Origin of the sequence: Gemmatimonas sp., from assembly GCF_027531815.1 — a bacterium.
Lineage (GTDB): Bacteria > Gemmatimonadota > Gemmatimonadetes > Gemmatimonadales > Gemmatimonadaceae > Gemmatimonas.
Genome location: NZ_JAPZSK010000004.1, coordinates 341,637 through 362,838 on the forward strand (window position 1 = coordinate 341,637; position 21,202 = coordinate 362,838).

General features: G+C 67.1%; 15 protein-coding genes. 9 read left to right on the forward strand and 6 right to left on the reverse strand.

The annotated features are described in order from the left end of the window. The first annotated feature begins 6 nt into the window (after window positions 1-6). From O9271_RS05375 to O9271_RS05385, 3 genes are all read left to right on the forward strand, one after another. Window positions 7-792 (forward strand): carboxypeptidase-like regulatory domain-containing protein, encoded by a 786-nt coding sequence (locus O9271_RS05375; RefSeq protein ID WP_298266823.1) that lies wholly within the window; start codon window positions 7-9, stop codon window positions 790-792. Window positions 793-892: 100 nt separating this feature from the next. Continuing rightward, window positions 893-4,093 carry a SusC/RagA family TonB-linked outer membrane protein gene (locus O9271_RS05380; RefSeq protein ID WP_298266825.1) on the forward strand — a complete coding sequence of 1,067 codons (3,201 nt, stop codon included), beginning with the start codon at window positions 893-895 and terminating at the stop codon, window positions 4,091-4,093. Between the two features lie 4 nt (window positions 4,094-4,097). Then, entirely contained in the window at window positions 4,098-5,735 is a 1,638-nt protein-coding gene (locus O9271_RS05385; protein WP_298266827.1) for a hypothetical protein, read from the forward strand. Between the two features lie 84 nt (window positions 5,736-5,819). Here the strand turns inward: O9271_RS05385 and O9271_RS05390 are convergent, their stop codons facing one another. From O9271_RS05390 to odhB, 3 genes are all read right to left on the reverse strand, one after another. Next, window positions 5,820-6,269, reverse strand: a complete 450-nt coding sequence (locus O9271_RS05390) for a hypothetical protein (RefSeq protein ID WP_298266830.1) — start codon at window positions 6,267-6,269, stop codon at window positions 5,820-5,822. A gap of 62 nt (window positions 6,270-6,331) precedes the next feature. Beyond that, window positions 6,332-7,744, reverse strand: a complete 1,413-nt coding sequence (lpdA, locus tag O9271_RS05395; protein WP_298266834.1) for a dihydrolipoyl dehydrogenase — start codon at window positions 7,742-7,744, stop codon at window positions 6,332-6,334. 380 nt (window positions 7,745-8,124) lie between these two features. Beyond that, complete coding sequence (gene odhB, locus O9271_RS05400; RefSeq protein ID WP_298266837.1) at window positions 8,125-9,366, reverse strand: 2-oxoglutarate dehydrogenase complex dihydrolipoyllysine-residue succinyltransferase; 1,242 nt, start codon at window positions 9,364-9,366, stop codon at window positions 8,125-8,127. A 296-nt stretch (window positions 9,367-9,662) separates the two neighbouring features. Here odhB and O9271_RS05405 point away from each other — a divergent pair, with 296 nt between their 5' ends. The 5 genes from O9271_RS05405 to O9271_RS05425 all read left to right on the forward strand — a co-directional run bounded on the left by O9271_RS05405 (window position 9,663) and on the right by O9271_RS05425 (window position 16,418). Further along, on the forward strand, window positions 9,663-10,733 hold the full coding sequence (locus O9271_RS05405; protein WP_298266840.1) for a zinc-binding dehydrogenase: 1,071 nt from the start codon (window positions 9,663-9,665) through the stop codon (window positions 10,731-10,733). A gap of 4 nt (window positions 10,734-10,737) precedes the next feature. Beyond that, entirely contained in the window at window positions 10,738-11,034 is a 297-nt protein-coding gene (locus tag O9271_RS05410; RefSeq protein ID WP_298266842.1) for a hypothetical protein, read from the forward strand. A gap of 42 nt (window positions 11,035-11,076) precedes the next feature. Beyond that, a complete protein-coding gene (locus O9271_RS05415) occupies window positions 11,077-11,955 on the forward strand; it encodes a hypothetical protein (protein WP_298266844.1) in 879 nt (292 codons plus the stop codon). 287 nt (window positions 11,956-12,242) lie between these two features. After that, window positions 12,243-14,828 carry a DNA gyrase subunit A gene (gene gyrA, locus O9271_RS05420; protein WP_298266846.1) on the forward strand — a complete coding sequence of 862 codons (2,586 nt, stop codon included), beginning with the start codon at window positions 12,243-12,245 and terminating at the stop codon, window positions 14,826-14,828. Window positions 14,829-14,942: 114 nt separating this feature from the next. Beyond that, the gene (locus O9271_RS05425; RefSeq protein WP_298266848.1) at window positions 14,943-16,418 is read left to right on the forward strand and encodes a diguanylate cyclase; all 1,476 of its coding nucleotides are present in this window, start codon (window positions 14,943-14,945) and stop codon (window positions 16,416-16,418) included. Here the strand turns inward: O9271_RS05425 and O9271_RS05430 are convergent, their stop codons facing one another. After that, complete coding sequence (locus tag O9271_RS05430) at window positions 16,419-16,883, reverse strand: CoA-binding protein (protein ID WP_298266851.1); 465 nt, start codon at window positions 16,881-16,883, stop codon at window positions 16,419-16,421. Window positions 16,884-16,922: 39 nt separating this feature from the next. Between O9271_RS05430 and O9271_RS05435 the strand changes: the two genes are divergently transcribed. Continuing rightward, complete coding sequence (locus O9271_RS05435; protein ID WP_298266854.1) at window positions 16,923-18,077, forward strand: saccharopine dehydrogenase C-terminal domain-containing protein; 1,155 nt, start codon at window positions 16,923-16,925, stop codon at window positions 18,075-18,077. A gap of 54 nt (window positions 18,078-18,131) precedes the next feature. On the opposite strand, the gene O9271_RS05440 is transcribed toward O9271_RS05435, so the two are convergent. Together O9271_RS05440 and O9271_RS05445 are read right to left on the reverse strand one after the other, a co-directional pair. Then, entirely contained in the window at window positions 18,132-19,847 is a 1,716-nt protein-coding gene (locus O9271_RS05440; RefSeq protein ID WP_298266857.1) for a methyl-accepting chemotaxis protein, read from the reverse strand. Then, window positions 19,844-21,100: a branched-chain amino acid ABC transporter substrate-binding protein gene (locus tag O9271_RS05445; protein WP_298266859.1), complete on the reverse strand. Its 1,257-nt coding sequence runs from the start codon at window positions 21,098-21,100 to the stop codon at window positions 19,844-19,846. The genes O9271_RS05440 and O9271_RS05445 overlap by 4 nt, the downstream gene beginning before the upstream one ends. Window positions 21,101-21,202 lie beyond the last annotated feature (102 nt).

Genomic DNA, 21,202 nt, shown 5'->3' on the forward strand with positions numbered 1-21,202 from the left:
GCTCGCATGTCCCGCCCGATGACTGTGCTCCGCTCGTCGCTGGTGCTGCTGCTGGGCGCCGCCGTGGCACAGGCCCAGCCCCGTCCCCAAGTCGTCACCCCCGACGCCCGCCCCGACATGCTCGTGGGGACCGTGGTCAATGCCATCGGTCGTCCCATGGCCGATGTCGAGGTCTATCTTGCGCGCACCGAGCGAAGTACCCGGACCGACGCCCGTGGCGTCTGGCGCGTACTCAACCCGCCGGTTGGCGCCCATGTCGTGGTGGCGCGCCAGTTCGGCTATGTGCCCTACATGCGCGAAGTGATCATCGGCAGCGGGACCCCGGATAGCGTGGACCTGTTGTTGCGGCGGTATCCCACGACGCTCTCCCCGGTGGAGGTGCGCGCGCGATCCAATCGGTCGGCCGCCGAAGCGGACGTGGTGGCAGACCGGCTCACCCAGCTCAAGGCCAACGCCGGACGCCTCTTCACGCGGGCGCAGATTCTGGAGCAGAAGCCGTATTCGCTCGCCGAGCTGATTCAGGGGGTGCCCGGCATCCTCGTGCGCCGGGGGCAAGGGGAGATCGTGGCGACATCATTGCGTGGTGGAGCGGCGATCGGTGGCGGGGGCGGCTCCCAGTGCGAGCTGCAGTTCTTCCTCGACATCACGCCGCTGGACAATGCCGGCGCCGCGTCCATCGACCCGCTCAGCGTGCGCAGTGTCGAAGTGTATCCGCAGAACGTACTGCTCCCGGGACTGCCGCAACGCGCCGACAAGTGCGGCTTCATTGTGGTGAATTCGCTGCGCCGCTGATCGCGCGCCACCCTCGCGCTTTTGGGTACGGGCGCTACATTCGCCCGGTCGCTGTGCGTTCCGCGCTTGCGGGCGTCGTTCAATACTCACCCCCTCCGCAATGCCCCACTCCCCCAGTGCATCGCCGCGCTGGCGGTCCATGCTGGTCGCGACCCTATCCGTGGTAGGGTTCGTTGGCTCACCGCAGTCCGCCAGTGCGCAGGGCGCCCAACCGCCCGCCACCACTCCCTCCCGCCGTGCGCGCATCGCGGGCGTCGTGACCGATGTGGCGACGAAGCAGCCGGTCGCCGGTGTCAACATCTTTCTCGTCGGAACGCCCATCACGGCGACGACCGGCGCCGACGGGCGCTATGTCATCGCGAGTGCTCCCACGGGCATCTTCAACATCGAAGCCAAGCGGCTGGGGTTCGGCGCCCAGCGCGCGGACAACGTGCGTCTCATCGCCGACAACGTCACGACGATCAACTTCAGCATGTCGGCCGCTGCCACCCGACTGAATGAAGTGACCGTGGCCGGCACGATGGACCCGGTGTCGGTGGCCAAGTCCACGATTTCGGTGGACAAGATCACGGCGGATAACATTCCCGTGCCGCCGACCACGTCGGCGGCGGGCGCCCTCGTGGGCAAGGTGGCCGGTGTGGCCATCACCCGCGCCAGTGGCGCGCCGGGATCAGGCGTGAACATCGTCGTGCGCACCCCCATTTCCGGCATCACGCAGGACGGCGTGTCGCCATCTCCGCTGTTCGTGGTGGACGGCATCTTCCTCAATCAGGGGCAGAGCGTCACCACGCAGGACATCGAGGCGATGGACATCGAGTCCATCGAAGTCATCAAGGGGGCCGCCGCCGCGTCGCTGTACGGGTCGCGAGCCGCCGCCGGCGTCATTGCCATCACCACGCGACGCGGCCGCGGACTCGCGCTGGGCACCAACCAGTTTCAGGTGCGCGCGGAACAGGGTACCGACCAGTTTCAGGACCGGCTCGACAAGAACCAGTACCACCCCTTCCGGCAGGATGCCCAGGGGAACTGGCTCGACGCCAACAACGCGGTCGTGCCCCGCGCGCAGCGCGCGCTCACGCCCACCGGCTTCATGGACCAGCCGTTCCGCGGGCAGACGTACAATCACGCGGCGCTCTTCTTCCGCCCCGGCCAGTTCAACACCCAGCAGATCCAGGTGCAGGGCAATAGCGCGGCGTCGAACTACAACATTGCGTACACGCGGAATGCCAACCCGGGCATCCTCGAGAACAACGAAGGCTACCTGCGTCACACGCTGCGCCTCAACGTGGATTCCCGCGTGAGCGAAAAGCTCAACGTGGGCGTGTCCATGAATCACACGCGCGGCGTGCAGGATGTCTCGGCCCCCTCCTTCGGCAACTTCTATCGCATCGATACCGATGTGAACCTGAAGGAGCGGTCGCCGTTTCCCTCGACGAACGGGTTCCCGTACGTCATCGTCCCCGACTCGGTGACGCTGTTCGAGAACCCGCTGTACACGCAGTTCCGGGCGGACAACGTGGTCACCCGCTCCCGCACGCTGCTCAACGCGAACGGCGTCTACCGCCCCACGTCGTGGTTCTCGCTGTCGGCCGATGCCAACTACGATCGCGGCGACAACAACCAGACCACCTACACGCCGCGTGGGACCCCACTGGTAACCTCCAGCGGCGGCCTGTCCCCCAGCCTCGGCAGCCTGGTGGAGAACAACGCCGGCAACGGTGGCTGGATCTTCACCGGCACCGGCTCGCTCACCAAGGGGATCGGCGACCTCACGGTGCGTCTGTCACAGCGCGGCGAAGCGCGCCGGGAAGCGAACGTCAGCCTCACCACCACCGGCACGCAGTTCTCCACGGAAGGACTCAAGGCCATGTCGCAGGCCACGGTGCGCACCACCACCAACAGCCGCACCGACTACCGCGTGATCGGTTCCATCACGAGCCTTGGCCTCAGCTTCAAGGAACGGTATATCGGCGACTTCCTTGTGCGCCGCGAAGGCAACTCGCTCTTCGGACGGGCCAACCGCTGGAACACCTTCGGCCGCGCCTCTGCCGCCTGGCTGCTGAGTGAGGAAGGCTGGTTCCCGTTCCAGAACTTCAACAGCTTCAAGCTGCGCTACAGCTACGGCGTCACGGGACTCAATCCCGGCTTCTCGAACCAGTACGAGTCGATGAGCTCCGACGGCACCGGCGCCATTCGCCGCGGTACGCTGGGGAACGTGAACATCTCGCCCACGTACACCAAGGAAGAGGAGATCGGGCTCGACGTGGCGTACAAGTCGCGCCTCTCTGGCACGCTCACATACGTGCGCAACACCAGCCGCGATGTGTTCGTGAATGTGCCGGCGCCCGCCGTCACCGGCTATGAGGTCCAGGTCACCAACCCGGCGGTGCTCGGCGGACGCATCATCGAGGCCACCATTCAGGGGGCGATCCTCACCAACCCGAAGAAGCTGCGCTGGGATGTGCTCCTCACCGCCGACCGGGCGTCGCTGAGCACGGGGCGCTTCGGCCGCACCTGCTTCCAGGACGACATCCAGAACAAGTGCGACGGCATCCCCGTGAGCCAGATGTGGGGAATGATGAACGTCGAGAACCTGTCGCAGCTTCCGGCCATCCACCGCAACTCGCAGGCCCAGTTCGACGTCAACGACGAGGGCTATGTGGTGGCCGTGGGCGCCGGCAACACGTGGCGCGACGGGGTGGCCCGGAATCTCTGGGGCACCAACGTGGTGATCGACGGCACCACCTATCGCTGGGGGCACCCGATTCTGCGCCGCGCGGAGGATGGGACCAACTTCTACGGCAAGATCGGGGACTCCAACCCCGGTCTCAAGTTCGGCTTCCAGAACAACTTCCGGTACAAGGACTTCCGGCTCTTCGTGCAGACCAACGGTCAGATCGGTGGCAACGTGTACGCCGGCAGCAACCAGCTGCTGTATGCGTCGGGCGACCACCCGGACGTGGTGCAGGCCGGCAAGCCAGACGAGTTGAAGAAGCCGATCACGTACTACAATGCGGTCGCGGCGAACAACACCCTCTGGATGAGTCGTTTCGTCCAGAGCGGCACGCACATCAACATCGCCGAAGTCATGTTCGGGTATACGCTGGACGCCACCAGGTGGCGCACCATCGAACGGCTCGGTTTCAGCCGCATGAATCTCGACCTCATCGGGCGCAACATGCGCACGTTCACCGGCTATACGGGGCTCAACGTGATGAACGGCTCCCCCACGGTTCGCGTCGATGACACCCAATACCCGATGACCCGCACCCTCACGGGTGTGGTCACGCTCACGTTCTGATCCCATGTCGCCCAACAGACTCCGCGCAGTGACCGCCACCGGTCCTGCCACGCGCGTGCGTCGCGGACTCGCTGCCTGCGCGGCCCTTGCCGCGCTTGGCGGTTGCATGAGCCTCGATGTCACCGACCCGAACAATCTGAGCATCGAGACGGTGTTCACGAACCCGTCCAATGCAGAAGCGGCGCTCGTGGGCTCGTTCAAGGCCTATACCGAGCTCGCTCGGAGCAGTTGCCCCACCATCCCGCTCGAGATCTACGGCAACATCCAGTCGTCGACGAGCACCACGTACCTCGAGTACTCGACGGAACCACGGCAGCCCATCAACAACCGCGACAACCTCAACTGCCTCTCGCGCTACATCTTCAACACCAGCTACGAAGCGGCGGCGGGGGCCCGCGAGGCGTTCATCGGCATCAAGCAGAACAACCTCAAGTACGGCACCATCTCCACGCAGTTCCCCGACGGACGCGACACGCCGTCGCGCAAGATCTTTGCGCGCTTCGTCATCGGCATCTCGCAGCTCAAGCTGGCGCTGCTCATGGACCAGGCGTACCTCACGGACACCATCACGCCGGGATACAACCAGATCGTCCAGGAGCTCACGCCCTGGCCGGCGGTTCTCGACAACGCCAGGCAGCAGCTGCGCGCCGCCATCACCGAAGCGCGCAACACCCCCGATTTCACGTTGCCGCTGCTGTTCGTGAACAACGCCGCCAATCGGGCCATCAATCGCGACGAGCTGGTGCGGGTGATGCAATCGTTCCTCGTGCGCGCCGACGTCTATTCGGCGCGCACGCCGCAGCAGCGGGCCGCGGTCAACTGGGCCGCCGTGCTGGCCCGGCTCGACAGCACGATCACCCGGGACTTCGGCTACGTGGCCGACCCGGCGGTGGCCGGGACCGGGTCCACGTACATCACGAACTCGTTCGCCCAGAATACGCTTCGTCTATCCAATCGCTTCATTGGCCCGGCAGATACGTCCGGCCAGTATCAGGCGTGGCTGGCGCGGCCTGTCGCCCAGCGCAATGCGTTCGTGATGGCCACCCCCGACCTGCGCATCCGCAACGCCACGACCCCGGCGCCCACGGTTCCTACGCCGGCCCCCGTCCGCATCCAGCGGGTGACGACGACCATGGGCAGCGCCGCCAACGCGCCGTACATCACGTCGTTCTACCGCCACGTGCGCTTTCTCAACGTGGCCGCCGACTCGGGGAGCCGCACCTTCGTACCGGTGATCACGGTGCAGGAGATGCAGTTCATCCGCGCCGAAGCGCTCTTCCGCCTGGGCCGGTTCGCCGATGCGGCCGCCATCATCAATCCCTCCCGCGTCGCCGCCGGTCTCCGCCCGGTGGGTCCCACCGGGCCGCCGGCCGGACGCGACTGCGTGCCGCGCAAGGATGACGGCAGCTGCGGTGATCTCTTCGATGCCATCATGTACGAGAAGCGCATGGAGCTCTTCCCGCTCGAAGGTGACATCAACTACCTCGATCAGCGCGGCTGGGGGCGTCTGTTGCCGGGCACCCCGCTGCACATCCCCGTCAACGGGCGTGAGCTCATCACGCGGGGGTTCCCGTTCTACACCTTCGGCGGAACCGACGACCGGCAGAACTCGGCGCAGCTGCCCAACGCGCAGCAGCCGTAGGCCGCGCGCGGCATGCCCGCCTGCACGACGCCCCCCGCATCGCGTGATCGATGCGGGGGGCGTCGTGTCAGAGCGCCGCTCGATTTACGGCTTTTCGGAGATATTCGCGCATCCCCACACGTTCTCGTCGGTGGGCGAGACCTGCGGATCGAAGATGCGTACGTAGTAGCGCTTCCCCGAGACCAGCTTCGGCACGTTGGCCGTCGCGGTGCCGCCACCGTCCATCTGGCTCTGGATCTGCGTGAAGGCCGCCTGCGGCGCGATGGGGGCCCCGTTGTCGCGACACTGCCCCTCCACGATGTCCCAGGCCATGCGCATGTCGCGGTTCACGTTGCGCACCGACACCTTCACGCGCGACTGCTTGTCGTTGCGCGGATCGATGGTGAAATCGGCCGACCCGCCGGCACTGCGGATCTGGTTCACGGTACCCACCCACTTGCCGCTCTGCGCCTCTGCCATGACGGGCGACAGCAAGGCGACGGCGCCCACGGCGACCATCAGCGTGCGGGAGAAGCGGAACGCAGGGTGCGGCATCGGCAGAGCTCCAAAGAGAAAGGGGGAAGGCGCGCCCGACACGGGCATGCGCCGTGACGGCATCACATGTGAATGGCGCGCCCCAACGCACTCAACGCCGCTTCCTTCACGGTCTCGCTGAGCGTCGGGTGCGAGTGCACGGTGATCGCGATATCCTCGGCGCTACCGCGATACTCCATGGCCAGGACCACCTGGGCCAGGTTGTCGGCCACGTGCGGCCCGATCATGTGGCAGCCGAGAATCTCGTCGGTGGCGGCATCCACGACGAACTTCACGAAGCCCTGCGTCTCGCCCATCGTGCGCGCGCGCCCGTTGGCGCTGAAGGGAAACTTGCCCACGCGATAGGCGCGGCCGCTGGCCTTGACCTCCTGCTCGGTGAGTCCCACCGTGGCGATCTCCGGCCACGTGTACACCACGCCCGGCATCGTGCGGTAGTGCATGTGCACCGGCTTGCCGGCAATCACCTCCGCCGCGATCACGCCTTCGTCTTCGGCCTTGTGCGCGAGCAGCTTGCCGCCCACCACGTCACCGATGGCGAAGACATTGGGGAGATTGGTGCGCATCTGATCGTTCACCATGATCTCGCCGCGCTGGCCGAGCTGCAGCCCCAGTGCCGCCGCGTCCACACCGCTCAGCGACGGGCGGCGTCCGACACTCACGAGCACGTAGTCGCCATAGATGCTCGAGGCCGCGCCGTCCTTCTCCACGTGAATGGTCACGCCATCCTCGCGCACGTCTCCGCCGGTAACTTTGGTGCCCGTGTGAATCTCGAGCCCCTGCTTCCGGAAGATGCGGTCGGCCTCCTTCACCACATCGTCGTCGTTGCCGGGGAGGATGGTGGGGGCGTACTCCACCACCGTCACCTTCGCCCCCAGCCGGCGCCACACCGACCCCAGTTCGAGGCCGATCACGCCGCCGCCGATCACGATGAGGTGCTTCGGCACGTCGGGGATCTGCAGCGCGCCCACGTTGGAGAGCACGCGCTTCTCGTCGAACGGCAGGAAGGGCAGCTGCACCGGGACGGAGCCGGTGGCGATGATCACGTGCTTGCCCTGCCAGCTCGTGACCGTGCCGTCGGCACCCTGCACGTCGATCACGTTGTTTGGCTTGAGCGCCCCGAAGCCCTTGGCCCACGTGACCTTGTTCTTGCGGAAGAGGAACTCGATCCCCTTGGTGTTCTGTGCGACCACGTCGGTCTTGCGCGCCATCATGGCGGGGAGGTCCACCGCTGCCCCGTCCACCTTCACGCCATGTTCCGCGGCGTGGAGGCGCAGCCACTCGTAGTGCTCGCTCGACTGGAGCAGTGCCTTGGAGGGAATGCAGCCGACGGTGACGCAGGTACCGCCCAACGTCGTGTCAGCCTCGATGCAGGCCACGGAAAACCCGAGCTGTGCGGCGCGGATGGCGGCCACATAGCCGCCCGGGCCCCCGCCGAGCACCAGGACATCGGCGGATTGGATGGATGGGGAGGTCATGGCGGGAAAGCTAATCCCGGCGTAGCGGGAGGCGGCTGGGCAGGTAACCGGCTAACCTGTGAATGCCGCGGCGCCCGTTGCCAGGATGAGTTTGTTACCGCTTCCCGCTTGTGCCGTCCATAACACGACGGCACGTTATTCGCAGTAACGCAGCCATTGCCCACATGATCGTCAGCGGCGGCCCCAACCCTCGCGTTGAAAACGTTTGCTGACGAAGCCCGACGTCCCAGCGGAAACGCCAGGGGCGTCGTGGTGCTTTGGGGGGGGGAGTTCTTGGACTGATGACTGACCACTACTACTAAAGACCAAAAACTCCCCGCGGTCGGCGAGGAGTTCTTGGTGGTTAGTGATAGTCCATAGTCGTTAGCCAACTACTCTCCTCAGTACACCAGCATCGCCGCGGGATCTTCCATGAGTTCCTTCACCCGCACCAGGAAGAGGACGGCCTGCTGGCCGTCGATGATGCGGTGATCGTAGCTGAGCGCCACGTACATCATGGGCCGGATCACCACCTGGCCGTCGATCGCGACCGGGCGATCCTGGGTCTTGTGGAGGCCGAGGATACCCACCTGCGGGTAGTTGATGATCGGCGTGGAGATGAGCGAGCCGAAGACGCCCCCGTTGGTGATGGTGAAGGTGCCGCCGGTGAGGTCGTCCATGCTGAGCTTGCCATCGCGCGCGCGCTTGGCCACGGCGCCGATGTCCTTGCCGATCTGCACGACGCTCTTCTGGTCACAGTCCTTCACGTTGGGCACCACGAGCCCGGCGTCGCTGGCCACGGCGATGCCCATGTTCACGTAGTGCTTGTACACGATGGTGTCGCCGTCGATCTGGGCGTTCACCACCGGGTACGCCTTGAGCGCCAGCGCGGCGGCCTTCGCAAAGAACGGCATGAAGGAGAGCTTCACCCCCTGCTCCTTCTCCACGCGCTCCTTGAGGCGTTCACGGAGGGCCGTGATCGCCGTCATGTCGATCTCGTTGAACGTCGTCAGGTGTGCCGTGGCATGCTGCGACTGCAGCAGGTTGTCGGCGATGCGCTTGCGACGCGTGGTCATCTTTTCCCGCGTTTCGCGTCCGGATGCGGCGGCGGGGGCCGGCGCGGCCTGCGGGGAGACGGGGGCTGCAGCCGACGCGGGAACCGGCGCTGCCGCCGGCGCTGCCGCCGGCGCTGCCGCCACGGCACCCATCACATCGGCCTTGCTCACCACCCCACCGCGGCCGCTTCCCGGTACCGCGGCGGGATCGATTCCCGTCTCGGTTGCGAGCCGTGCCGCCGCGGGCGACACCTTGGGGTCGGCAACCACCGGTTGTCCGGCGCCGGCGGATGCCGCCGCGGGGGCTGCGGTAACGCCCGCCACGGGTGTCGCTGCGGCGGTTCCCGCCCCGACTCCTGCGACGATCTCGCCCAGTACTTCCCCGACCGCGACCACGTCCCCTTCGCCCTTGGCGCGCGACGTGAGGGTGCCCGCCTCCAGCGCCGGCACCTCCACCGTGATCTTGTCCGTCTCGAGTTCGACGAGCGAATCACCAACGGCGACCGCGTCGCCTTCCTTCTTCAACCAGCGGGAGACCGTCGCTTCGACGATCGACTCGCCGAGGGGGGGAACCTTGATGGACGACATATAGGCTTGGTGTTGGGGCTTGGGAGCGAACCCGCAATATATGGGGTGACACGGGGCGGGTGGGGATGGGGCTGATATCGCGCCGCGCCGGTGGGAAAAGCAGACGGCAGACGGCAGGAATCACAGTCAGCAGTGCGCAGAAATTCGGAATCGGGGGCGGCGCGAAGCGCCCGCCCCCGTTTGTTTTACCACATTCCTCCCGTCTGCTTACTGTAGTTCCTGCCGTCTGCCGTCTGCATTCAAGCCGTCGTCCCGCTTCCGCTGTTCAAGCTTCCGCCGTCCGAGCGTCCGCCGTCATGAGCCTCTTCCACACCATGCGCGCCCTCACCTTCACCGCCCATGGCGGCCCCGACCAGCTCGTCGTGCGCGACGACCTGCCGGTGCCCAGCGTGCATGCGACGGACGGCGTGCGGGTGCGCATTCACGCCGCCGCGCTCAACCGCCTCGACCTGTGGGTCCTTCAGGGCATCCCCGGGTCCAAGGTCAAGCCGGGTTGGGCGCTGGGCTCCGACGGCGCCGGCATCGTGGAGGCGGTGGGCAGCAAGGTCACCTCGGTGCAGGTGGGTGACCGGGTGATCATCAATCCCGGCGTGGTCGACCGCAGCTGCCGCTGCGAATACTGCCGCGATGGCGACCAGCCGCTCTGTCTCAGCTACGGCGTGCTGGGCGAGCACTACCCGGGTACCTTGGCCGACTACGTCGTGGTGCCGGAGGCCAATGTGCGCACCATCCCCGACTGGGTGCCGTGGGACGTGGCGGCCGCCTTCCCGCTGGCCACGCTCACGGCATGGCGCATGATCGTGACCCGTGCCAGAGTTCGCGCCGGTGAGCAGGTGCTCATCTGGGGCATCGGTGGGGGCGTGGCGCTCGCGGCACTGCAGATCTGCAAGCACATCGGCGCCACCTGTTGGGTCACCTCCGGCACCCCCGACAAGCTCGAACGCGCCTCCCTCCTGGGCGCCGACCAGCGGCTCGATCATCGGCAACCGGATCTCGGCAAGACCATCCGCGCCATGACCGACAAGCGCGGGGTCGACGTGGTCATCGACAGTGTCGGTGAGGCCACCTGGCCGCAGTCGCTGGTGGCCCTCGGGCGTCGTGGTCGACTGGTCAGCTGCGGAGGAACGAGCGGCCCCATGGTGCAGGTCGATCTCCGGCGCATGTTCTGGAACCAGTGGACCCTCATGGGCAGTACCATGGGCAACGACGCCGAATTCGATGCCATTACCGAGTTCTTCCGTCATGGGTCGCTACAACCGCCGGTGGACAGCGTCTGGCCCCTGGCGCAGGCGCCCGAAGCCTACGCGCGCCTCCAGAGCGGGCAGCAGTTCGGCAAGGTCGTGGTGCAACTCGTGCCGTGGAGCTGAGGCAATGGCTGACGCCGGACCGCCCGATGAGACGACGCCCCCAGCCGCCGACAGGCGCGCGGCGCCGCCGAAACCTGCCGGTGACGGGGCACGTTTTACGCCAGAGGAAGAGCAGCAGCTGCGCGCCGCGGTGCGCGACGGGACGCTGCCGTGCTGTCCTCGCTGCGAGGTGCGCATGACCCGTCGCCCCATTGGTGGCGGGTCGTTCGGCCTGGGCTACCATCGGCAGCGCGAATGGCTGCTCTGTCCTTCGTGTCGGCGCAGCGCCATCTTCGACGTACGGCGCGGGACACGGTTGTAGGTCGCCATGTTACCGTTGTACCACCACATCTCTCTCAACTCCGTGTCTGTGCAGCTTTCGCAGGATTCGCCGTCGTTCCCCGATTCCCTCATGATTGCCAGCGCCGCGCAGGACGCGGGCGCCGCCGGCACGGCGACCAGCACGTTTCAGGAGCGCCTCGAACAGAGCTTCGCCCTCCTGGGGGAGTTCGTGCCGGCGCTGTTCGGTGCGCTGGTCATCCTCTTCGCCGGCTATCTGGTGGCGAAGGTGGTCGAGAAGGGAACGGCACGCCTGCTGCGCCGCTTGCGCTTCAACCAGCTCCTCGAGCGCGGTGGGGTGCTGCAGGCCGTGGAGCGTTCGGGGTCCCATCTCAACCCGGCCAAGGTCATCGCCAACCTGCTTTTCTGGGTGGTGATGTTCGCGGTGCTGCTCATTGCCGCCAGTGCCATCGGCCTCGACTCGCTGGCCAATGTGTTTACCGAACTGATGAGCTACATCCCCAGCGTCATCGCGGCCATCGTGATCATCATCCTGGGTATCGTGCTGGGTGGCTTCGTGGGCGGCCTCATCATGGCCTCGGCGGGCGGATTGCACGGCGGTCCCTGGCTGGCGCGCATCGGGCGTGGTGGGGTGATCGTGCTGGCGGTGTTCATGGCCCTGCAGGAGCTCGGCATCGCCACCGACATCGTGACGACGGCCTTTGCCATCCTGTTCGGCGCCGTGGCGCTGGCGCTGGCGCTCTCGTTCGGCTTGGGGAACCGCGATTTGGCCGGCGAGATCACGCGGCAGTGGTACGACCGCTATCGCGCGGAACAGCGTGCCATCGACGCCGAGGCCGCAGCCGAGGAGGCCGAGGAGATGGCGGAGGAGCGGTCTGACGATGCCGCCGAAGACGCCGCCATCGCGGCCCAGCAGCGGGTCGAAGGGCGGGTGACGGCGTAGGGGCGAGGGCAGTTCAACCAGACACTCCAACTACCCACTGACAACTGCCCGCCCATCTGCGATTGCTGGTCGCGAACCGAACTCCCCGCCCACCGCGGGGAGTTTTTGGTTGTGGGTGGCAGTTCTTGGTCGTTGGTCAACCATCCAAAATCAAGGCCCACAAACGATTTAGGGCCGTTCCCCGCCCCTGTGATTAGGGGTGGGACCCGGGTAGATTTCGCGGGTTGGCGCCCAGTCGCGCCGAGCCCCGTGTCGGACGTCGTGTCGGACCCATTCCCCGCCGCCTCATGACCGTACCAAACGCCCGCGAACGCATCCTGCCGCGTCTCATCGACGAGGAGATCAAGGAATCGTTCATCAACTATTCCATGAGCGTCATCGTGTCGCGCGCCCTGCCGGACGTGCGAGACGGGCTCAAGCCCGTGCATCGCCGCGTCCTGTACGCGATGAACGAGCTCGGACTGTTGCCGGGGCGCCCCTACAAGAAGTCGGCAACGGTGGTGGGTGACGTGCTGGGCAAGTACCACCCGCACGGCGACAGCAGCGTCTACGACGCGCTCGTGCGCATGGTGCAGGACTTCTCGCTCCGCTATCCGTTGGTGGATGGCCAGGGGAACTTCGGGTCGGTCGACGGCGACAGCGCGGCCGCCTATCGCTACACCGAAGCGCGTCTCACCCGCATGGCGGTCGAGATGCTCACCGACATCGACAAGAACACCGTCGATTTCGCCCCCAATTTCGACGACCGGCTCGAAGAGCCGCGTGTGCTGCCGAGCGGCTTCCCCAACCTGCTGGTGAACGGGTCCTCGGGCATTGCCGTGGGCATGGCCACGAATATCCCGCCGCACAACCTGCGCGAGATCATTACCGCGGTGGTGGCCTTGGTCGACAATCCCGACCTCGAGGTGGCCGACCTGCGCCGCATTGTGAAGGGACCGGACTTCCCCACCGGCGGGTTCATCTACGGCCGCTCCGGCATTACCGACTATCAGGATACCGGGCGCGGCCGCATCGTCATGCGCGCCCGGGCGGCCATCGAAGAGAACGAGAAGGGGAGCAAGTCGCAGATCGTCATCACCGAGCTGCCCTATCAGGTCAACAAGGCGCGGCTGGTGCAGGACATCGCGGAGCTCGTGCGTGAGCAGAAGCTCACCGGCATCAGCGCCCTGCGCGACGAGTCCGACCGCGACGGGATGCGCGTGGTGATCGAGCTCAAGCGCGATGCGATTCCGCGCGTGGTGCTCAACCAGCTGTACAAGCACACGGCCATGCAGAGCACGTTCGGCGTGATCATGCTGGCGCTGGTGCCCGACCCCAATACCCGTCAGCTCGTGCCGCGGGTGCTTACGCTCAAGGAGTGCCTCACGCACTACATCGAGCACCGGCACGAAGTCATCGTACGGCGGACGCAGTTCGACCTCGATAAGGCGCTGGAGCGCGAGCACATCCTCGAGGGGCTCAAGATCGCCGTCGACAACATCGATGAGGTCATTGCGCTCATTCGCGCCGCCGAGGACACGCCCACCGCCAGTACGCAGCTGCAGGCCCGCTTCGGGCTGTCGGAGCGGCAGGCCGAAGCCATTCTCAACCTGCGCCTGGCCAAGCTCACCGGCCTCGAACGGGACAAGCTGGAAGCCGAGCTGACGGAGGTGCGCCTCACCATTGCCGACCTGCGGGGCATTCTCGAGTCGAAGCCGCGCCGCATGGACATCCTCAAGGGTGAGCTGCTCAAGCTGGCCGAGAGCTACGGCGACGAGCGGCGCACCGAGATCATGTTCGACGACGGGGAGTTCTCCATCGAGGACCTGATCGCCGAGGAAGAAATGGTGGTCACCGTCACGCACGGTGGCTACGTCAAGCGCACGCCACTCTCCGAATACAAGCAGCAGGGGCGTGGCGGCCGCGGCAAGGCGGCTGCCGATCTCAAGGAAGACGACTTCATCGAGCGGTTCTACGTGGCGAGTACGCACACGTACATGCTCATCTTCACCGACGACGGTCGCTGTTTCTGGCTCAAGGTGCACGAGTTGCCGCAGGGAGCACGCAACACGCGCGGCAAGCCCATCGTGAATCTCATCAACGTGGCGCCCAACACCCGGGTCCGCGCCATCGTGCTCACCAAGGAGTTCCGCGACGACGAGTCGCTGCTCTTCTGCACCAGGAACGGCACCGTCAAGAAGACGGCGCTGTCGCAGTACTCCAATCCGCGCACCAACGGCATCAAGGCCATCAAGATCGAGGATGGCGACGAGTTGATGGACGTGCAGGTCACCGCCACCGGGAACGACGTGGTGCTCGCCACCCGTAACGGGATGTCCATCCGCTTCCCCGAGGCCGATGTGCGCTCCATGGGGCGAGATACCACGGGAGTAAAGGGCATCGAGCTGCGGCCGGATGACCATGTCGTGGGCATGGTGGTCATCTGTCGCGAAGCCACGCTGCTGGTGGTGACCGAGCGCGGGCTCGGCAAGTGCTCCGACATCGGGCAGTATCGGGTGCAGGGGCGCGGCGGCAAGGGGATCAAGACGCTCGACCTCACGCAGCGAACCGGTCACGTCGTGGCCCTCATGGAGGTCATCGCCGACGACGAGCTCATGATCATGACCAAGGGGGGCATTGCCCTGCGGCTCAAGGTCAGCGACATTCGCGTCGTGGGACGCGTCTCGCAGGGGGTGCGCCTGGTGGCCCTCGACGATCAGGATCTCGTGTCGGCGGTGGCTCGGGTCATCCCCGATGACAAGGACGCCGCCGCCGCCGAGACCGGTCCGGTCGCGCTGGCAGCGACCGATGCCCTTACGGCGGTGGCCAACGGCGACGTCGAGGGCGCCGAGCACGACGCCGAGGCCGACGGCGGCGCTGGTGACGGTCCGTAGGACGCACTCGTCCATGCGTAGCAGGGAGGTGGCGGCCATGCGGCTGCCGCGCTCCGGGGTGGAACCTGTGGGCGAGTGCGCGCAAAGCGCACGCGCTGACCTTCGAGAGGGGTAATGGCGACGTCGCGCATCCTGGTGGCTGATGACGACGAGGCAGTACTCGAGTCCGTGGCCTGGTTGCTCCAGGAGAACGGATACGATGTCGTGCCCGCCAATGGCGGTGTGTGCTGCATCGAACAGCTGGAGCGGCGCGCCCCCGACCTGATCCTGCTCGACATCCTCATGCCCGATGCGGATGGCTGTCAGCTGCTCGAGCGCATCAAGGGTGACGAACGGTGGCGTGACCTGCCGGTGCTCATGCTCTCGGCGCAGCCACCCGAAGAAGCCTCCGTGAAGTCGTTGGGGCTGGGCGCGGCGGATTTCATCCGGAAACCGTATCGCCCCAAGGAATTGCTGGCGCGGGTTCAGGCCCAGCTGCGCATGGGGGCGCTGCTGCGCTCCACGCGGGCGGCGCTGCTGCGTACCGAGGAGCAGCTGGTACGGGCCCAGCAGGATGCGGATAGCCGACGCAAGCTCGTGGACATCCTCCACGAAGTCACCGGCGACCTGTCGGTCTCCGAGCTCTTCCACCTGCTGGTGCGGCGCGCGGCTCGAGCCCTGGGGGTCTCCCATTGCTCCGTGGTGCTCGCCCGGCCGGGCGATACCCTGGCCACCGTGGTGGCGGCCTTCGAGAACCCCGGGTTGCAGCATCTCACGGTGCAGCTCGATCGCTACCCCGAGCTCAAGGCAGCCTTCGACAGCGGGCAGCCCGTCCTCGTGGAAGACCTCGATACGCATCTCCTCTACGAGGGCGTGCGGAACGTGTGGGGCATCGAGGGGATCGAGGTGCCGATTCGCTCCGTCATCGCCCTGCCGTTCTCCATCGACCGGGGACAGTACGGCGTGTTTCTGGTACGCCGGACGCGCGATCAGGAACGCTTCGGCCCGGCTGACCTCGAGTTCGCCCAGGCGGTGATCACGGCGGCGGTCGCGGTGATCCAGCGCGCGCAGATGGTCGAGAGCACCATGGCCGACAACGCCCGCCTCGAGCAGCTGGCACAAACCGATCCGCTCACGCAATTGCTCAATCGCCGGGCGCTCACCGAGCGCATCACGGCGGAGATGGAGCGCGCCCTGCGCTACGACAGCACCATGGCGCTGCTCATGATCGATCTCGACCATTTCAAGCGCGTCAACGACACCTACGGCCACCTCGTGGGAGACGACGTGCTGCGCGACGTGGCGCAGCTGCTGAGCGACACCATCCGCTCGGCCGATATCGTGGCGCGCTACGGCGGGGAGGAGTTCCTAGTACTCCTTCCCGAAACCGATGACGCGGGCGCCGAATCGTTCGCGGATCGCCTCCGCTGTGCCATCGAGACCCACCCCTTCGCCAGCGACTCCCTCGCCGAACCCCTGCGCCTCACGGCCTCGATCGGGGTGGCGGTGTATCCGGCCACTCGTATCGAAAGCGTCGAAGACCTGTTCGCGCGGGCGGACGCGGCGCTCTACCGCGCCAAGGCCGACGGACGCAACCGGGTACACCTGTAGTTACGGCCGCATGCGGTCCAGCTCCACCTGTACGCAGCGATCCTGAATGACGTCGATCCCGGCCCGCGCCAGCGCTTCGGCCACGGCGTCATGTCGAATGCCGAGCTGCATCCAGACCACGCGCGGACGGTGCGCCAGGATCTCCTCCAGATGGCGCGGCACGTCGGTCGGTCGGCGGAACAGCTGGACCATGTCCACCGGCGGAGTGACCGTGGCCAGTGACCGGTGCACCGGGACCCCCAGGATCTCCTGAACCTCCGGGTAGTAGACTGGCACCGGCACGATCTCGTATCCCGCCCGCTGCATGCGGTCGGGCACGTAGAACGCCGGCCCCCCCACCGCCTCGGGCTTGATCCCGATCACCGCGACCCGCCGCACCTTGTCCAGGGTCCGCAGCACGTCGGCCTGGCGTTCGAGCAGATGCGCCCGCCATGCCGGGACGGCCGTCGTTAGCTTGTCTGTCACCAAAACCCTCCCCGGAAAATCACCCCTGGAGTAATCCCGATGCGTATGCTCGTGCTCGGCGCCGGGCTGCAAGGCTCCGCCTGTGCCTTTGATCTGCTGCGTGAACCCACCGTCACCGCGGTGCAACTCGCCGATCTGCAGGTTGTCGCCCTGCCGCGCTTTCTGCAACGGCAGGCTGACTCGCGACTGATGCCGGCCGTGCTGGACGTGCGTGATGAGGTGGCCGTACGGGAGGCGTTCAGCCGCTGCGACGCGGTCCTGAGCGCCATCCCGTACTACTTCAACGCCGCACTCGCCCGCCTTGCCGTCGAGGCCGGCGTGCATTTCACCGATCTCGGGGGCAACACCCAGATCGTGCAGGAGCAGCGCCAACTGCACGCGGCCGCCGTCGCCCGCGGCGTCAGCGTGGTCCCCGACACCGGGCTGGCCCCCGGCATGGTGAACGTGATCGCGCAGCATGCGATCGATCAGTTCGAGACGGTGGAATCGGTCAAGATGTTCGTGGGCGGGCTGCCGCAGCAGCCCGAGCCCCCATTGGGATACCAGATCGCCTACTCGATCGAGGGCATGGTGGACTACTACACCACCCCCTCGCTGGTCGTCCGCGACGGGCAGCCCACCACCGTCACGGCGCTCTCCGAGTTGGAGTCGGTGGATTTCGCCGGCGACATCGGGACGCTCGAAGCGTTCCATACCGCCGGCGGGCTCTCCACCATGGTCTATCGCTACGCCGGCCGCATTCCCGTGATGGAGTACAAGACGCTGCGCTACCCCGGGCACGCGGCCATCATGGCCGCCATTCGCGATCTCGGATTGCTCGGCACCACCCCGGTGACCGTGAAAGGCACGACCGTGGCACCTCGCGACGTGTTCGTGAAGGTGGCCGGCGACCAGCTGCGACGCGGCAAACCCGATCTCGTCGCGCTGCGGGTGGTGGCCACCGGGACGTCGCAGGGGCGGCGCCTGAGCCGTGCCTGGGAGGTGGTCGACCGCTACGACGCCGAGCACGGGATTTCCGCCATGATGCGGACGACGGGCTACACCCTGTCCGTGACGGGGCAGCTGCAGGCCGGCGGGGCAATTGCAGCCGGCGTGCACACGCCGGACGAGTGTATCCCGGCGGCACGGTACTTCGACATGCTCGCGGCTCGAGGGATCGTCGTGCGCGAGGTACCGGTTCCGCGCGGCGCGTGAGCGTTCCGGGGCTCCCCCCTCACGCTCGCTGCTCCCGTGCCCCTGTCGGGCAGTTCACACGCGGAACTCGGTGGTGAGTCCGCGCACTCGCAAGGACGCCGTCTGCAACAGCTCGGCGGTCGCACTGACTTGCTGCGCCGACGCCGAGGTCTGCTCGGTGCTGGCGGCTACTTGCTCGGCCGCGGCCGCGTGCCCTTCGGCGGTATCGCGTGCCGACGTGAGTGATCGTTGAACCTGTCCGAGTGACTGCCGGTTGGTCTCCACGGCGTGCACCACGCGCGCCGTGGCACCATCCACCTGCGCCACCGCGTGCTCGATGCGCGCCAGGGCGCTGCCCACGGCTTCGGCGACGGTCTCCACGTCCTTGAGCCGTGTCGCGCCCGACTCGACGGCGCTCGACGCACTCGTAATGCGGGCCCGGAAGCGCTTCACGTTCTCGGTGACTTCGTTCGCCGCGTTGGCGCTCTGTTCCGCGAGGGCGCGCACCTCCTGCGCCACCACCGCAAAGCCGCGTCCCGCGCTGCCGGCGCGTGCCGCTTCGATGGCGGCGTTGAGCGCCAGCAGGTTGGTCTGCGTCGCGATCTCGGAAATGACGCTGACGAAATCATCGATGACGCCCGTGGCATCGCGCAGTGATGTCATTTCCTGACGCGAGGCCGCCACGACTTCACGCGCGTTGAACAACGTATCCACGGCCACCTGCACCTGGTCGCGGGCGCTGTTGGTGGTGGTCCGGATCTCGCGCCCCACCCGATTGGTTTCGTCCGCTGCCTCGCCGATCGTGGCCCCGGCCTCCGCCAGCTCCTTCACCGTTTCGCCGGCGTGCTTGAGCGCCGACAGCTGCACGCCGGCGCCGTGCGAAATGTCCATGACCGCCGTGGTGACATGCTGCGACGACGCGGCCGCCGAGGAGGCCGACGCGGAGAGCTCACCGGCGGCGAGGGTGACCTGATCTGCCTCCTCCTGCACGCGCGAGAGCAGCAGGCGCAGCCGCTCACGCGCCTGCTGCATGGCGTCGATGAGTTCGGCGTACTCCTGCGCCACGCCGCCAAACCGCAGGTCGATGGTGGGTTCGCGCAGGTCGCCAGCGCCGATGGCCATCATCTCGTCGCGCAGCTGGACGAGCGGATCGGCGACGGCCCGGGCCGTGGATAGGCCGAAGAACGCTGCCACCCCGAAGGCCAGGGCGACCACCACCACGAGGCTGGCCTCTGCCTTGAACAGTACGCCGCGCATGCGCTCCATGTTGGCCTCGGCGCTCTGGCGTGCGCCGTTGCGCAGCGACTGCAGTTCATTTTCGATGAGCTCAATGTCGCGTGTCGTTTGCGCCAGGACGCGCTCGGCGCCCGCCGCGTTGCCGGCGACCTGCCACGCGCGCGTGACGGCGATGCGCACTTCGAGGGTGGCCTGCAGCTGACCGATGCGCTCGAGGTGACGGCGTTCGGCGGCGGCGAGCGCGCCGCGCCTCAGAATGTCCGTGCGCAGCGTCTCGGCCTGGGCGACGAGACTGCGGTATCTCCGCTCGTCGTCGCTGCGGCCGGTGCTGAGATAGCGCAGCCCTGCCACCAGTTCGCGCAGGACGGTGTTCGTGGTGCGTTCGATGAACTCGGAGCGTTCGGCGAGCGCGCGCACCGTCTGCTCGGCGTCCCGGTTGCTGCGCGACAGTCCGTACCACCCCAGCAAGCCGGCGGCGAGCAGCAGCGTGATCGAGGTCCCGAACCCGGCCACGAGTCGCGCGCGAATGGTGGTGAGACGCCACACCGCGTTCATCGACGACCTCGCGTGGCCCGTGAGGTGGCCGGAACGGGCGCGGTCGCCTCGTCGTCACGGGGGGTGACACCGGGAATGCGCGTGATGACCACCGCGCGGCCCTTGATGTCGTGGTCCTCCTCGAAGGCGATGCGCCCGGCGACCCCGTCCACCGAGGGGGCGCCGTTTCCGACGCGGGCAAGGGCGAGGCGCAGCGCCGCGCGTGTGCGCGCGCCGGCGGCGACGGTGCGGCCAATGACGATCGCCGCGTCATAGGACAGGGCGGCGAACACGTCGGGGGCCCGCCCGTATCGTCCGCGGTAGGCAGGCACGAACGACTGCGCCTCCGCACTCGAGGCGCGGGTCTCGTCGAAGAAGGCGACGTAGTAGGCACCCGACGCATCCGGATGTGCCTTCATCCCCTCGGTCCCATCGCCGCCCACGAAGGGAAGGCGTACCCCCCGGGCTCGCAACGCCTGCAGCAGCGCCAGGGCATCGGCTCCATCCCCGGGGAAGAGCAGTACCTCGGGACGTTCGGCGGCCAGCAACGCCGCGTAGGCGTCCCACTCCACGATGCTGGTGAGATAGGGATTGCGCGATAGCACTTGACCGCCCCCCTGCACGAAGCCGGCGGCGAACGTGTCCGCCCAGTCGCGGCCGTACGAGTCGTTGCGGTACACGATGGCGGCGCGTCGCGCGCGCAACGAGTCGAGGACCCAGCGTGCGGTAAAGTGGGCGGCGTCCGCGTCCGACGGCGCGACCCGGAAGAACCACGGGCTGATGCCGCTCAGCTGCGGCGAGGAGGATGTCGGCGAAACGGCCACCACGCCGTTGGCGCCGCCATGCTCCGCGTCGGCATAGATGGGGATGGCCTCGAGCGTCTTGCCGCTCTCCGGGTGTCCCACGACGGCAATGACGGCAGGGTCGTTGCGGAGCTGCTGGGCGACCTGCACGGCGCTGCTGGCACGGCTGTCGGGGAGGCGCACACGGAAGCGGGGCCCGCCGGCGGTCTCGTTGAGCCGCGCCACGGCAAGTTCGACCCCCTGCGCGACCTGCGCGTAGTTGGGCGCACCCGGGATGGCGCCGACGCCGATCGCTACGGTAGATGACGTGGTGGCCCGCTCGTCGTGTCGGCATCCGGCCAGCGCCGTCAGGAGCAGCGGCCCGCCGCATCGCCACGCGGCCAGCTGTCGAGCTCGGCTGCATTGGCGCGGACGCACGGGAGGGGGGGTGATCGCCGGAGTGACGGCGGCAGAAGCAGCAGTGTTGCTCACGAGGGAAAGACGACTGGCCGACCACCACGAAACGTCACCCCGCGCGGCGGATTCGCGGTGTTTCTGACCGGGCAATTAGGACCGCTTTCGGACTGAAAAACC

What these genes read in the sequence shown, in the direction of transcription:
- O9271_RS05405 (WP_298266840.1), top strand. Translation starts at nt 9,663, where the DNA reads ATGAGCCTCTTCCACACCATGCGCGCCCTCACCTTCACCGCCCATGGC.
- O9271_RS05440 (WP_298266857.1), bottom strand. Translation starts at nt 19,847, where the DNA reads ATGAACGCGGTGTGGCGTCTCACCACCATTCGCGCGCGACTCGTGGCC.
- O9271_RS05375 (WP_298266823.1), top strand. Translation starts at nt 7, where the DNA reads ATGTCCCGCCCGATGACTGTGCTCCGCTCGTCGCTGGTGCTGCTGCTG.
- O9271_RS05425 (WP_298266848.1), top strand. Translation starts at nt 14,943, where the DNA reads ATGGCGACGTCGCGCATCCTGGTGGCTGATGACGACGAGGCAGTACTC.
- gyrA (WP_298266846.1), top strand. Translation starts at nt 12,243, where the DNA reads ATGACCGTACCAAACGCCCGCGAACGCATCCTGCCGCGTCTCATCGAC.
- odhB (WP_298266837.1), bottom strand. Translation starts at nt 9,366, where the DNA reads ATGTCGTCCATCAAGGTTCCCCCCCTCGGCGAGTCGATCGTCGAAGCG.
- O9271_RS05390 (WP_298266830.1), bottom strand. Translation starts at nt 6,269, where the DNA reads ATGCCGCACCCTGCGTTCCGCTTCTCCCGCACGCTGATGGTCGCCGTG.
- lpdA (WP_298266834.1), bottom strand. Translation starts at nt 7,744, where the DNA reads ATGACCTCCCCATCCATCCAATCCGCCGATGTCCTGGTGCTCGGCGGG.
- O9271_RS05380 (WP_298266825.1), top strand. Translation starts at nt 893, where the DNA reads ATGCCCCACTCCCCCAGTGCATCGCCGCGCTGGCGGTCCATGCTGGTC.
- O9271_RS05410 (WP_298266842.1), top strand. Translation starts at nt 10,738, where the DNA reads ATGGCTGACGCCGGACCGCCCGATGAGACGACGCCCCCAGCCGCCGAC.
- O9271_RS05385 (WP_298266827.1), top strand. Translation starts at nt 4,098, where the DNA reads ATGTCGCCCAACAGACTCCGCGCAGTGACCGCCACCGGTCCTGCCACG.
- O9271_RS05435 (WP_298266854.1), top strand. Translation starts at nt 16,923, where the DNA reads ATGCGTATGCTCGTGCTCGGCGCCGGGCTGCAAGGCTCCGCCTGTGCC.